Source organism: Marinobacter bryozoorum (assembly GCF_023156245.1).
In the GTDB taxonomy this organism is placed as follows: domain Bacteria; phylum Pseudomonadota; class Gammaproteobacteria; order Pseudomonadales; family Oleiphilaceae; genus Marinobacter; species Marinobacter bryozoorum.
The window spans coordinates 51,540-64,494 of the sequence record NZ_JAKZAH010000021.1; the positions used below are offsets into that span (position 1 = coordinate 51,540).

The window sequence follows — 12,955 nt, forward strand, 5'->3', positions numbered from 1 at the left end:
CGGCCCTTTTTCGTCTATGATTTGATGTAACTCAAATCCACCGAAAGTCTGTGTCCATTTTCAGCCGCAGTTCAGATTGAAGTGTTTTGATACAGGGAGAAGTCATCAGGAAGAGAGGTGTCACCCCATGACCAAAGCACACAAAGCAACCAATCAGGAGCAGTTTTTGTTGCGCCGGAAATTGGCCATCGAGGGGATGGGAGAAGGTCAGTGGGAGGATCTCATCCACGATCTTAACCACCACCCCTGCGTTGATTTCGCCGAGCGTAAACCGAATGGCACATTGCGGGTGACATATGACGGAACCCACTGGTCTGTCGATGAATTACTGGAACTGGTCAAGGCCTGCGGTGGCCAATTGAAAACCGGATGGTGGACCCGGCGCAAACTGGCCTGGTACCGGTTTACCGACGACAACGTCCGGGCAAATGCCAAGCATGAGCCGTTCTGCTGTTCCAAGATTCCACCCATGAAAAAATAACAGGAGGTTGAATGAACAGGGAGGAAGATCGAAGCACTCGCTACCAGGAAGGTAGTCTCACTCTGTCAGGGACGGTGATGCTGGGTACCGGCGTCATGATTGGCGCCGGTATTTTTGCACTTACCGGGCAGATGGCCCAGATGACCGGTGTCCTTTTCCCGCTGGCCTTTCTCGCGGCGGCCTTGATTGTTGGCTTCAGCGCGTATTCCTATATCAAGATTTCCAACGCCTACCCGTCGGCCGGGGGCATTGGCATGTACTTGCATAAAGCCTACGGAAACCGGCTGCCAACGGCTTTCAACGCCCTGTTGATGTATTTTTCCATGGTCATCGCTCAGAGCTTCCTGGCCCGGACCTTTGGCTCTTACACCATGCAACTTTTCGGCGGGGATGACAGTGGCCGCATGGTGCCCATTCTCGGCGTGGCGCTCATTCTTGCGGCCTTTCTGATCAACCTGCTGGGCAATCGGATGATTCAAGGGGTGGCTTCCTTTATCGGGATCCTGAAAATCGGCGGCATACTGATTTTCGGTCTGGTCGGGATCTGGATTGCCGACTCAGTCGCGGTTGATTTTTCGGAGCCCGGTGAAGCCGGAGCGCTGGGCAACTTCCTGGGCGCAACCGCACTGGGGATTCTGGCGTTCAAAGGCTTTACGACCATCACCAACAGTGGTTCGGAAGTAATAGACCCAAAGCGAAACGTCGGGCGCGCCATCGTGATTTCCATTGCCGCCTGCGTGGTGATCTACACGCTGGTGGGCTTCGCGGTCGCCAGCAACCTGTCACTGGCTGAAATTATCGAAACGCAGGATTACTCCCTCGCTGCTGCTGCGCGTCCCGCTCTCGGCGATTACGGTGTCTGGTTTACTGTCGCTATTGCCATGATGGCCACGGCGGGCGGTATTCTCGCCAGCGTCTTCGCGGTATCCCGCATGCTGGCGATGCTGACGGAGATGAAGCTCGTACCACATCGGCATTTTGGCATGCCCGGCAGCATCCAGAAACACACACTGGTGTATACCGTTGTCCTGGGGCTGATCCTCACCGCCTTCTTTGATCTGTCACGAATTGCCGCGCTGGGTATCGTGTTTTACCTGATTATGGACATTGCCATTCACTGGGGTGTACTGCGCTATCTTCGCAAAGACATTAAGGCCAACACCTGGGTGCCAACTACAGCCATCTTGTTGGATCTTTTGGCTCTGGGCGGCTTTGTCTGGGTAAAACTGAATACGGACCCGTTCGTCATCGGCGTGGCAGTGGTCACCATGATTGTGCTTGCAGTCTCCGAGCAGATTTTCCTGAAAAGATCGCCGGAATCCGCGCAAGCGAAACAGGAAGAGAGTCACGCGCATCGTCACCATTAACCAGAATCAGGAAGAGAGGCTATTGCCATGATGGGAGATAACATGTTCGGGAACACCATGTGGGCAGGCCACTGGCTGTGGATGCTGGTGATTGCCATTGTGGTCGTCATTCCGGCCTGGCGTATTTGCCAGCGCACGGGGTATCCGGGGTGGATGGGTGTACTGATACTGATCCCTATCGTCAATCTGGTTCTGCTGTATTTCATTGCATTTGCAGACTGGCCCGCCGATAAAACAGGAGAACAGAATGGCTGAGCACCATCACGCCCATGACCACGATCACCACGCCGATAAAGAACCTGGCGGGCACACCGCCAAGGATCCGGTTTGCGGCATGGCAGTCGATCCGCATACCGCGGAACACCGCAGCCAGCATGGCGGTAAAACCTGGTACTTCTGCTCGTCGCGTTGCCAGTCCAAATTCGACGAGGACCCTGAGCAGTACCTCGATTGGGAAAAGAAACAGCAAGAGCCGGTAGCGCCGGGCACTATGTATACCTGTCCCATGCACCCCGAGATTCGGCAGCAAGGGCCAGGGGACTGCCCAATCTGCGGCATGGCCCTAGAGCCCGAGCAGGTAAGCCTGGACGACGGGCCTTCGGAAGAACTCAAAGACATGACCCGCCGATTCTGGATCGGCCTGGTGCTGGCCCTGCCTGTACTGGTACTGGAGATGGGTGGGCACCTCACCGGACTCGATCACATTATAGCCCCGCAGACGTCCAACTGGATTCAACTGGTGCTGGCAACGCCTGTGGTGCTCTGGTGCGGTTGGCCCTTCTTCGTCCGGGGTTGGAAATCCGTGGTTAGCCGTAACTTGAACATGTTTACGCTCATTGCCATTGGTACCGGCGTCGCGCTGATCTACAGCCTGGTGGCGACCCTGGCGCCGCAGATCTTCCCAGGCGCCTTCCGGCAGGAAGACGGGTCGGTCGCCGTCTACTTCGAGGCGGCTGCTGTCATCGTGGTGCTGGTGCTGCTGGGGCAGGTGCTGGAATTGCGCGCCAGAGAGAAAACCTCTGGTGCCATCAAGGCCCTGCTGGATCTGGCACCGGCGACGGCCAGAAAACTGGACGACGATGGCAGCGAATCCGATGTGTCGCTTGATCAGGTCAAGGTCGGTGACCGCTTGCGGGTGCGTCCGGGAGACAAGGTGCCGTTGGACGGCGAGGTGCTTGAAGGCAGCTCCAACGTGGATGAATCCATGGTGACCGGTGAGCCTTTGGCAGTCAGCAAAAAATCCGGCGACCAGGTGATCGGCGGCAGTATCAACCAGCAGGGCAGCTTTATCATGCGGGCCGACAAGGTTGGCCGTGACACCATGCTGTCCCAGATTGTGCAGATGGTGGCGAACGCCCAGCGCAGCCGCGCGCCCATTCAGGGCCTGGCCGACAAGGTGGCGGGTTATTTTGTGCCTGCGGTGATCGTGATCGCCATTATCGCCTTTATAGCCTGGTCATTCTTCGGGCCCACGCCGCCTATGGCGTTCGGGCTGATTGCAGCGGTCAGTGTTCTGATCATTGCCTGCCCTTGCGCACTTGGCTTGGCGACGCCCATGTCCATCATGGTGGGTGTCGGACGCGGTGCTCAAAGTGGCGTTCTGATTCGCGATGCGGAAGCCTTGGAGCGTATGGAGAAGGTGGACACCGTGGTGGTGGATAAAACCGGCACGCTGACAGAGGGCAAGCCGCAAGTCACCCGGCTTGTCGCGGCCAACGGGTTCGATGACAGTAGTCTCATGCGTTATGCAGGCGGCCTGGAGAAAGGCAGTGAGCACCCACTGGCTCACGCCATACTCGATAAAGCCAAGGGCATGGACCTGAAGCTTCCGGATGCGGAAGACTTTGACTCTCCGAATGGTAAAGGGGTTACCGGTCGAATAGACGGCAAGCGGGTGCTACTTGGTAACCGCCTTCTCATGGAGTCGGAAAATGTCGACACCACGCGATTTGACGGCGACGCCGACCAGCTCCGAAAAGATGGTGCTACCGTGATTTTTGCTGCTGTCGACGGAAACGTCGCAGGGTTGCTGGCGATTGCCGATCCGGTCAAGGAAACCACCGAAGCCGCTATTTCCGCGCTGCAAAAAGACGGCATCCGGGTGGTCATGCTGACCGGCGATAACCGCACTTCAGCTGAAGCAGTTGCCCGAAAACTGCATATCGACGAAGTGGAAGCGGAAGTCCTGCCGGAAGATAAGGGCAAGATCGTCCAGCGCCTGAAAGACGAAGGCCGTGTTGTCGTGATGGCGGGTGACGGCGTAAACGATGCGCCTGCACTGGCAACGGCGGATGTCGGTGTGGCCATGGGCACCGGGACCGATGTCGCCATCGAAAGCGCCGGCATTACGCTGCTGCGCGGCGACCTGATGGGCATTGTCGAGGCGCGCCGTTTGTCTCTGGCGACCATGCGCAATATCCGTCAGAACCTGTTTTTCGCCTTCGTTTACAACTCCGCCGGTGTTCCGATAGCGGCAGGGGTTTTGTACCCGTTTTTCGGGATACTGCTGTCGCCCATTTTTGCAGCGGCCGCCATGTCGCTGTCCTCGGTCAGCGTGATTGTGAATGCGCTGCGTTTGAGGGTGGTGAAACTCGGGTCAAAGCAATGAACTTCTGAATCATTGGAGGTAGCTATGTCATACACAATCGATCGAGTTATCAAAGATGTCGATTTCGAGGACGTGGACAGAAGAGCGCGTCAGGCCCTCACTGATCACGGCTTCGGTGTGCTGACAGAAATTGATGTCAAAGCCACCATGAAGAAAAAGCTGGACAAGGATATGCAGGCCTATCGGATTCTCGGGGCCTGCAATCCTGGCATGGCCTGGGAAGCCATCGGTGTGGAGCCTCGCGTGGGTGCCATGCTGCCTTGCAACGTTATTCTTCGTGAGGTTTCGGAGGGCATTGAGGTAAGTGCAGTGGATCCATTGGCTTCCATGAGCGCCATCGATAATGACGAGCTCAAGCAGGTTGCCGGGAAGGTCAGGGATATGCTCTCTGAGGTTGTGGAATCGATCTGAAGCCGGTAGAGGCGTCGATTTGCTGCAGTGCCTGCGGTTTGCAATGGATTAGCGAATTAGCCAGGCGAGCGCATAGCCCAACTGAACACTGGAAATGCAAATAGGACTCCTCATTTGACGACGGGATACCTATTTGATGTCAGTCATATTATGGAGAAGAAAAAAGGAAAAAAGGAAAAAAGGAAAAAAGGAAAAAAGATATGGATATAAAGACTTTTGGACAACTGATCGACTGGACGCGCGATCTGCACTCACATCTGGCGAGCTGTCTGTCCCATTGCGCAACAAAGCACGAGGAAGAACGGGCCCGTGCGCTTTTGGATTATCTGGCAGCTCATGAATCGGAAATAGAGCAGATCGTGAACGAGTTTGAGCACCAAGGGGATAAGAAGGCACTGGAAACTCGGGTGTACGACTACCTGTCCCATAATCCGATCAAAACTCATCGAACCTGCGACGAGCCTTACGCGAAGCTTGATTTTGATGGTATCTGCCGGGAAGTGTTCGACTTTCATGATCAGATTATTGATCTCTACAAAACGCTGATTGGAAAAGCCGAAATTCCAGAAGCAAAAGAGCTGTTCGAATCTCTTTTGGCGATGGAGGAAAATGAGTCGATGAGACTGGCTCGTCAGGTTGGCCGAATGCAGGATCTATGAGATCCGAGCACTTTTGCTGACGGCTTAATCCCTTTGAATGTTTCCAATTGAGGCTCACCTTCACACCTCAAAGACGGGCGCAAAGCCACCTCCCGGCGTTCGAAAGTTGGTGGCCTGGCCCTGGTACACACGGGCAGCGGCAAGCAGATGTTGCCCGGCATAGGTGTACAAACGGATATCGACCTTTCTGGTGGTGACCGTGCCATCCACTCTCAGGATGCGTTCTCCGGCGGGAACGAAGTTCTGCGCGATGTAATCACCCTTCAGGATCTCTTCGAAAACGCGGCGGGTTAGTTTTTCGCCCCGATAGACGCCCTTGCTGCCATGGCCCGCTACCGGTTTGAAAAACAGTTTACGCCGGTTGCTCCACAACTCCGCCTCATCACTTGCTGAAACCAGCCGGGTCTTCGGTACAGCTCTATCCAGAAATCCTGCCTCGGTTTCACTCAGGCCCCAGTCGCGCAGGGTTTGGGCATCAGATAGCAGGATCAGGTTCCGTTTGTCGGCCATCAGCGCATGGGCGCGTGGATTGGGCGTGACGACCGCCGCGCCGTCGAGGTAGGCGCGCCTCAGCGCCCCAAGAGCCGGGGCCTCCAAGGCAAAATCCACCAGGCGGTTGTACACCATGCCGATAGGCTTGCCGTGGGCGCTCAGAGCACCATCAACATACTCAAGCTCCGATGGGTCGAGGATCAAGGTCTCAATGCCTCTGGCCTGGAATAACTGCTGGGCCAGTTGGAATTCCGGGAACATAAACTGGGATTCAGGGGCATCGTCCACAATGGCCAGGCAACCGGGCGTCGAGTCGCCACCTTGCCGTTGCCACTCCTGCTGGAACATGGCAAACACCGCGTCCTCGAACCCATCCAGTGCACGGTTGGTGCCAGCGGTCTGCTGGGACGGGTCACAGCATCGGTGTTGAGCCCGGGCCAATACCGTGTTCAGAAATGCGCCGCCGGCGTTGGTGTTGATTTCGATCAGCTGAGGTCCGTTTTCGCCCAGGTGAAAGTCGTAGCCCATGAAGGCCCCGATGGGGCCTGGGTCAAAACCGGCGATGTCCGGCGCCCAGGACAGAGCTCTTTCCTTATAGGGCGGAAGCTCGGCTGCGAATTCGATCGCCTGAACAATCCGCTCCATCGTCGCGATGTCAGCCTGGGGAACAAAAACCGGCGTGTTTGAAAAGAAATGATGGATCTCGGGAGTGGCCGGCGCCTCGTTCCCAGTGTCTGAAAACTGCTTCTGGAGGCTGTCAGTGAGCGCTTTTCGGTCAAGGGTGATGCAGTAACACTGCCGGTTGAGCTGGTCGGCGTGGGTTTTGGTTGTTCGCTGGTTTTCCTGGGGCACGTCTTGCATTGGTCGTCCATGGTCATTGTGAATCGTTCCACCTTGATTCTGGTCAAACGAATGCATGTTTCGCAACTGTTTTCAGGCCTGTTTCAGCTTGGTGTGATGGACTGCCAAGTAATGACCATGCCTGTTCGGGATCTTGCTTACCGGGCGAGGAGATCATACTGAAACCCTCTGACCAAAAAGGGCACGCTATGAAACATTCGTTGCGCAAGAAGTGGATTGCTGGAATTACGGCCAGTGTCGCTATGAGTTTTTCGCTGATGGTGGCCGCAGACACAAACCGGGCATTTGTTCCCATGGGCACAGCGGATGCCGTCGGCGTTATTGATCTGGAAAACCGCAAGGTGACGTCGTCCATTGGCGGCACACTGAATACCCACGGTTCGGCACTGACCCCGGATGGCCGGCATCTGGTGGTGGGTAGTTTGTCGGCGCATGATCGTCAGGAGCCGGTTAGTCGCCCCGAAGGCGTTTCAGAAGATGAACACGCCGCTCATCATGGGGGCGGGCAGTCTACTGAATTGGAAGCAGGGAGTACCGGGCTGCTCTATTTGGTGAACACGGCCACAAAGACGATTGACCGCAAACTGGAAGTGCCGGGGCCGGTGCACCATGTGCTGGTGACTTCCAACGGTCGCTATGCCGTTTCCACGCATCCTGCCAGTGGCAGTATCAGCGTTGTGGATCTGGATTCCGGTCAGTTGGTCAAAACTGTGGCGACGGGGCCGGCCCCCAACTATCTGGTGCAAACCGACGACGGCCAATCCCTTCTGGTCAGCAATACCGGTAATGGCACGGTCAGCGAAGTGGATACCGAGCACTGGTTCGTCGAGCGCAATTTGCGAGTTGGCGGCAACCCAGAGCATATGGTGCTTGCCCCCGGCAACCAGCGGCTCTACGTGAATGATGCTGCATCCGGCCAGGTTCTTGTCCTTGAGCTTGCCAAAGGCGCGGTGGCGAACCGGTACGAGGTTGGGGAGGCGCCCCATGGCGTTGGCTTGAGCGCAGATGGCCAGACCCTCTATGCCACCAGCCAGGGCGGCAACCAAGTGGTCCGGATTGAGCTAGCCAGCGGCGCCCGCCACACCAGGCCGCTGGCTCCTGCGCCCTATCATCTTGCGGTCTCTCCCTACGATGGCCAGCTACTGGTGACCAGTCGGGCAGAGAACAAGCTTTGGGTGCTCGACCCGGAATCCCTCGATGTGGTTGATGAGATCGCGCTGAGCGGCATAGGCCATCAGATATCCCTTGAGGCCCATTAGTACCCTGTTCTGACACTGGCTTTTTCGCAAAGGAACCGCTCATGGATCGACGCTTTAAAATTACCTTGGCAATGTTTGCCGTTATCGCACTGGTTTTACTCTGGGGAGAACACAAGGTTCATCTGCTTGGCGCCTTGCCCTGGCTGATACTGCTTGCTTGTCCGCTGATCCATATTTTTATGCACGGAGGGCACGGAGGGCACGGAGGGCACGGAGGGCACGGAGGGCATGGAGGACATGGAGGACATAACCACCAGGCAGAGCAACCGGGAATGAGTGGAGAGCAGCGTGATGACTGATGGTGCATCGGATTATGGCCTTTGGAGCCTCGTTATTCTGAACTCTGCTGTCTTTATCTTTTTTGCATTCAGCTTTTTTAAACCCCAAACGAAGCGGGACTGGCGCTCGTTCGGGGCGTTCAGTGCTTTTCTCGTCGCGCTGTTCACGGAAATGTACGGGTTCCCGTTGACACTCTATTTCCTGGCGGGCTGGTTGCAGACTCGCTATCCGGATGTGGACTGGTTTTCCCACAACAGCGGGCATTTGCTGGAAATGCTGTTCGGGTGGCAGGGCTCTCCACATTTCGGGCCGTTTCATTTGCTGAGCACGGCTTTCATTGTCGGGGGATTCTATCTGATTGCGGCTGGCTGGCGAACTCTCTATGCCGCCCAGAAAGAGGGCAAACTGGCAACGACAGGGCTATACGCCTGGGTTCGTCATCCCCAGTACGTTGGCTTTGTGTCGATCATGTTTGGGTTTCTTCTCCAATGGCTGACACTGCTCACGTTGGCGATGTTCCCGGTGCTTCTCTGGATGTATTCCCGGTTGTCCGTTCATGAGGAGCAGGAGGTCGAAAAGGTCTTCGGAGACACGTGGCGACAGTATGCCGCTAACACACCGCGCTTTATCCCGAACCTTCGGGATCTGAAACAGCGACTTTAATAGATCACTGAGCCAGAAGAGGGTATCAATATGGACATCAGAACGTTCGGTGAATTGATTGACTGGACCCGGGACCTGCACCAGAACCTGGCAAGTTGTCTGGGGCATTGTGCGACGGCTAATGAAGAAGAGAGAACAAAGGCGCTATTGGAGTATCTCTCGGCTCACGAAGCGGAGCTGGCCCGGATTGTTGATGAGTTTGAACGCCAAAGTGCCCGCAATACGCTTGAGACCCGGGTCTACGATTACCTTAAACACAATCCGATAGAAACCCACCGCACCTGTGACCAGCCCTATGCCAAACTGGATTTTCAGGGGATCTACCGTGAGGTTATGGATTTTCATGGGCAAGTGATGGATCTGTACCAAACCCTCTGGGAGAAAGCGGAAATCCCAGAGGCCCGGGAGTTGCTGGCAGCACTCCTGGAGATGGAGAAGAACGAATCTATGCGTCTGGCCCGTCAGATAGGTCGAATGGACGACCTTTAATGCGTGAAACGCAAGTCGATTGTCGTCATTTCGAAAACGACAGGTTGTTGAAAGCTGGTTCAAGTAAAAACCACAGCAATTATCAACTATTTGTTTCGATTCCTGAGAATTCAGGTCAGTTTCAGCTCTGCGTGATCTAATATAGTTACATAGGATGACACCCTCTTGAGGATTATAAAAAATAATTTACTGTCAGAATTTATTTTATCGAGTGTGAATGAAAAAAGCCACAGAGGTGTCTGTGGCAAAGTTAACTCAAGAAGACAATGGCCCGGCTTGATGAACATCAATAAAGCCACTGACAGATGCATTAAATCAGTCGAAACTGAATTCAGCCTGAATTACCAATCCGAATTTATGGAGACGAGACATGAATAAATTATTTGTAATCATAATCCTCGCTTTCACAGTATCAATGACCGCTAATGCGGGGGGGCTGGCCGACAGGGTCAATGAAGCTCGCAGTTTCCCTGCTCAAGCACAAAGCCCTGAAGGTCGAACAACGGAGCTGAAAATGGAACATAAAAAAATGCATGAAATGCACGATGAGATCCATGTCAGACATGAGAATTTTCATGCCAAAATGCATGTACCTACTAAAAACGCGAAAAATCGTTCCCATCACGAAAGATAACTATTATAAATATTTTTAAGTAAATCATGTTTGGCGTCAGTCGAGCTATGATGATTGACGCCAACTTCTCGGGAAAAAGGCATCCACGCGAAGCTAATTTCATAATTGAAAAACCTTTCGCAGGTATAGATTCGATATATTTTGGGATGATAAACCTAAAATGCCACATCGATACTTAGCGTAGCGGACTAGTAACCACGCCAGGAAGAGGTTGAATGCTTTCATACCCAAACATTAATCCCGTGGCAATTTCTCTGGGGCCATTGCAAGTTCATTGGTACGGCCTGATGTATCTTGTTGGTTTTCTGGCAGCTTGGTGGCTTGGGCGCCGAAGGGCTCACCGCTTGGGGTTGAGTTACGACGCCATCGAAACGCTGGTTTTCTACTGTGCAGTTGGCGTAATACTTGGCGGGCGGCTCGGTTACGTGCTGTTCTATGATTTCGACAAGTTGTTGGCCAACCCACTCTGGCTGTTCAGAATCTGGGAGGGCGGCATGAGTTTTCATGGTGGCTTTGCCGGGGTGCTGGTTGCCGTTGTTGTCTTTGCGCGCAAGTACAGCCTGGGTTTTCTTCGGCTTACCGACTTCATCGCGCCGCTGGTTCCGATCGGTCTGGGTGCCGGGCGCCTGGGTAATTTCATAAACCACGAACTGCCGGGCAGAGTCAGCGAGGTGCCGTGGGCCATGGCCTTTCCTCATATGGGGCCAGAACCCCGGCACCCGTCTTCTTTGTATCAGTTGGCGCTGGAAGGTGTCGTTTTGTTTGTGGTGCTGTGGTGGTTTACCAGTAACCCCCGGCGAAATGGCGCTGCGTCCGGTTTATTTCTGTTGCTCTACGGCGCGTTCCGTTTCTCCGTTGAGTTTGTCCGCCTTCCGGACCCGCAGCTGGGATTTGTGGCCTTTGGTTGGATGACCATGGGGCAGCTGCTGACATTACCAATGATCATAGTGGGCATCGGCTTGATTGGCTGGTCCAGGCGTCAGCCTGTTGTTTGTACAGCGATGGCGGAAAGCTGAAGGAAACCTGTAGGCAGGTTATTGTTCCTTTTTGAGCCATCCTCTGTACATCCAGCGCGTGGAATAAAACGAAACCAGGGGAATCAATACCCACTGTAATATCGGAGTAACCCCGGTGCCAAGCAGTGGCAATACAGGCATTGATTCGCTGTATTGCCAGCGTTCGCCGGCACCGGTAGCCCAGGCTTCAAACAGCACGGTGACCAACAACCCCACAGCCAGAAAACTCCCCAGGGCGAGGCTCCGCCAGGGCCCTTGTATCCAGAACAGATTTCGTACCGCCAATGCTGCAACCCCATAGGCAAAAAGCGCGATATTGGCATCGCCGACGGCGGCCCGAGTGCATAACCAGATGACAGCACCGTGAGGCGCTTCCGTCATGCCTTCAAAAAAGGGTACCTGGATCATCTCCCAGAAGAAGTGCAAAAAGAAACTGACGGACCAGAACATCAGGACCAGAATCCAGCCAGGGCACAGTGCCTTCGCGCGAGTCATCATATCTCCATTCAGCCTAGCTCTCCGAGCATGGGAAATGCCGATAACATCCAGGACGCAAAGCGTGTCATCTGACCGGTAATCACCATCACGCCCATGATAACCAGCACCACACCCGCGAGCACCCGCAGGTGACGGCTCCAGCGGCTCAACCAGCGCACGCGCTTACGGAAATGCTCGATCGACAGGGCGGTGACCAGAAATGGCACAGCCAGCCCCAGTGAATAGACCGCCAGGTACAACATGCCGGCTTCGGCATTGGCGTGAGTAGAACTGAGCGCCAGTATGGCCCCCAGGATTGGTCCTATGCAGGGTGTCCAGCCGATGGCAAACGCCACACCCAGCAGGAAGGATGCCGTCGGGCGCCCCCCTTCCAGGGCCTGCCCAAGGCGCCAGTCCCGTTGCAGGGCCGGCATACTCCACCAGCCCATCATGAACAGTCCCATCAGCACAATGAGCACGCCGGCAACCAGGTTGGCCTGCTGCCGGTAGCCCATGAGCCACTGACCCACCAGACTCGCACTCGCGCCGAGGGCCACGAACACCAGACTGAAACCCAACACAAAGCAAAGGCTCAGCCAGAACGCCTTCAGGCGATTGACGCTGTCGTTGACCGCCCCGCCAGTTACCACAGACAGGTAACCAGGAACCAGGGGCAGCGTACACGGGGAAAAGAAGGACACCAGGCCGCCCATAAAGGCGGCCATGATGCCCCAGGTTGCCAGGTCCGGCATCATCAGTACTCGTAACGCTTGACACTTTCCGCGCGTCCGCCGGCGGCGAACGCCATCACGTCATAGTCATCCTGCCGCCCGGTTTCCATGCCCGGAACCCCGTGGGGCATACCGGGGACCGCAATACCGATGGTCCGCTCACCGAAGGGGCGGGACTGTGAGTCCACATACGCAACAATGTCAGTCGCCGGTACATGGCCCTCTATCACTGCACCGTCGATAATGGCGGTATGGCAGGAAGACAGCTCCCGGGGTACCTGATGCTCGATCTTGACCTGGTTGATGTTGTCAGTGTCCTTCACCGTTACCTCAAAGCCGTTTTCCTCAAGGTGCTCGATCCAGCCTGTGCAACACGAACAGCTGGCGCTCTTGTGAACGGTTATGACGCGCTCCACCTGAGCGGTGGCGGCCCGCTCACCGGTGGACTCGGTGTCAATGGCCATCTATTTTGACCCACCTTTGGCCAATAAAATTGACCCACCTTTCATAGTTTAGCTCATGGTTTTC

At 55.2% G+C, this 12,955-nt stretch carries 16 protein-coding genes; 12 read left to right on the top strand and 4 right to left on the bottom strand.

What is annotated here, in order from left to right; translation table 11 throughout:
* Nucleotides 1-127 precede the first annotated feature (127 nt).
* The 6 genes from MLC59_RS12525 (at nucleotide 128) to MLC59_RS12550 (ending at nucleotide 5,526) form a co-directional block, all read left to right on the top strand.
* Nucleotides 128-481 carry a hypothetical protein gene (locus tag MLC59_RS12525; RefSeq protein WP_248234635.1) on the top strand — a complete coding sequence of 118 codons (354 nt, stop codon included), beginning with the start codon at nucleotides 128-130 and terminating at the stop codon, nucleotides 479-481.
* Between the two features lie 11 nt (nucleotides 482-492).
* Nucleotides 493-1,848 (top strand): APC family permease, encoded by a 1,356-nt coding sequence (locus MLC59_RS12530; RefSeq protein ID WP_149600501.1) that lies wholly within the window; start codon nucleotides 493-495, stop codon nucleotides 1,846-1,848.
* 27 nt (nucleotides 1,849-1,875) lie between these two features.
* A complete protein-coding gene (locus tag MLC59_RS12535; RefSeq protein ID WP_096006448.1) occupies nucleotides 1,876-2,103 on the top strand; it encodes a DUF805 domain-containing protein in 228 nt (75 codons plus the stop codon).
* Complete coding sequence (locus MLC59_RS12540; protein ID WP_248234636.1) at nucleotides 2,096-4,456, top strand: heavy metal translocating P-type ATPase; 2,361 nt, start codon at nucleotides 2,096-2,098, stop codon at nucleotides 4,454-4,456. The genes MLC59_RS12535 and MLC59_RS12540 overlap by 8 nt, the downstream gene beginning before the upstream one ends.
* A 24-nt stretch (nucleotides 4,457-4,480) precedes the next feature.
* Nucleotides 4,481-4,867, top strand: coding sequence for a DUF302 domain-containing protein (locus tag MLC59_RS12545; RefSeq protein WP_062785101.1), 387 nt, complete (start codon nucleotides 4,481-4,483; stop codon nucleotides 4,865-4,867).
* Nucleotides 4,868-5,067: 200 nt separating this feature from the next.
* The gene (locus MLC59_RS12550; protein ID WP_248234637.1) at nucleotides 5,068-5,526 is read left to right on the top strand and encodes an ATPase; all 459 of its coding nucleotides are present in this window, start codon (nucleotides 5,068-5,070) and stop codon (nucleotides 5,524-5,526) included.
* Nucleotides 5,527-5,586: 60 nt separating this feature from the next.
* On the opposite strand, the gene MLC59_RS12555 is transcribed toward MLC59_RS12550, so the two are convergent.
* Nucleotides 5,587-6,879, bottom strand: a complete 1,293-nt coding sequence (locus MLC59_RS12555) for an ATP-grasp domain-containing protein (RefSeq protein ID WP_248234638.1) — start codon at nucleotides 6,877-6,879, stop codon at nucleotides 5,587-5,589.
* A 188-nt stretch (nucleotides 6,880-7,067) separates the two neighbouring features.
* On the opposite strand from MLC59_RS12555, the gene MLC59_RS12560 reads away from it, so the two are divergent.
* The 6 genes from MLC59_RS12560 (at nucleotide 7,068) to lgt (ending at nucleotide 11,219) form a co-directional block, all read left to right on the top strand.
* A complete protein-coding gene (locus tag MLC59_RS12560; protein ID WP_248234640.1) occupies nucleotides 7,068-8,138 on the top strand; it encodes a YncE family protein in 1,071 nt (356 codons plus the stop codon).
* A gap of 71 nt (nucleotides 8,139-8,209) precedes the next feature.
* Nucleotides 8,210-8,437, top strand: coding sequence for a DUF2933 domain-containing protein (locus MLC59_RS12565; RefSeq protein ID WP_248234650.1), 228 nt, complete (start codon nucleotides 8,210-8,212; stop codon nucleotides 8,435-8,437).
* Entirely contained in the window at nucleotides 8,430-9,080 is a 651-nt protein-coding gene (locus tag MLC59_RS12570) for a methyltransferase family protein (RefSeq protein ID WP_248234641.1), read from the top strand. The genes MLC59_RS12565 and MLC59_RS12570 overlap by 8 nt, the downstream gene beginning before the upstream one ends.
* A 30-nt stretch (nucleotides 9,081-9,110) precedes the next feature.
* Nucleotides 9,111-9,569, top strand: coding sequence for an ATPase (locus MLC59_RS12575; RefSeq protein ID WP_248234642.1), 459 nt, complete (start codon nucleotides 9,111-9,113; stop codon nucleotides 9,567-9,569).
* A gap of 370 nt (nucleotides 9,570-9,939) precedes the next feature.
* Nucleotides 9,940-10,203 carry a hypothetical protein gene (locus tag MLC59_RS12580; RefSeq protein ID WP_248234643.1) on the top strand — a complete coding sequence of 88 codons (264 nt, stop codon included), beginning with the start codon at nucleotides 9,940-9,942 and terminating at the stop codon, nucleotides 10,201-10,203.
* Between the two features lie 215 nt (nucleotides 10,204-10,418).
* Nucleotides 10,419-11,219, top strand: a complete 801-nt coding sequence (lgt, locus tag MLC59_RS12585) for a prolipoprotein diacylglyceryl transferase (protein ID WP_248234644.1) — start codon at nucleotides 10,419-10,421, stop codon at nucleotides 11,217-11,219.
* Between the two features lie 18 nt (nucleotides 11,220-11,237).
* On the opposite strand, the gene MLC59_RS12590 is transcribed toward lgt, so the two are convergent.
* The 3 genes from MLC59_RS12590 to MLC59_RS12600 are packed head-to-tail and all read right to left on the bottom strand — an operon-like array spanning nucleotide 11,238 to nucleotide 12,891.
* The gene (locus tag MLC59_RS12590; protein ID WP_248234645.1) at nucleotides 11,238-11,669 is read right to left on the bottom strand and encodes a hypothetical protein; all 432 of its coding nucleotides are present in this window, start codon (nucleotides 11,667-11,669) and stop codon (nucleotides 11,238-11,240) included.
* A gap of 56 nt (nucleotides 11,670-11,725) precedes the next feature.
* Nucleotides 11,726-12,448, bottom strand: coding sequence for a cytochrome c biogenesis CcdA family protein (locus MLC59_RS12595; RefSeq protein WP_248234652.1), 723 nt, complete (start codon nucleotides 12,446-12,448; stop codon nucleotides 11,726-11,728).
* Nucleotides 12,449-12,450: 2 nt separating this feature from the next.
* Nucleotides 12,451-12,891 carry a DUF411 domain-containing protein gene (locus MLC59_RS12600; protein WP_248234647.1) on the bottom strand — a complete coding sequence of 147 codons (441 nt, stop codon included), beginning with the start codon at nucleotides 12,889-12,891 and terminating at the stop codon, nucleotides 12,451-12,453.
* Nucleotides 12,892-12,955 lie beyond the last annotated feature (64 nt).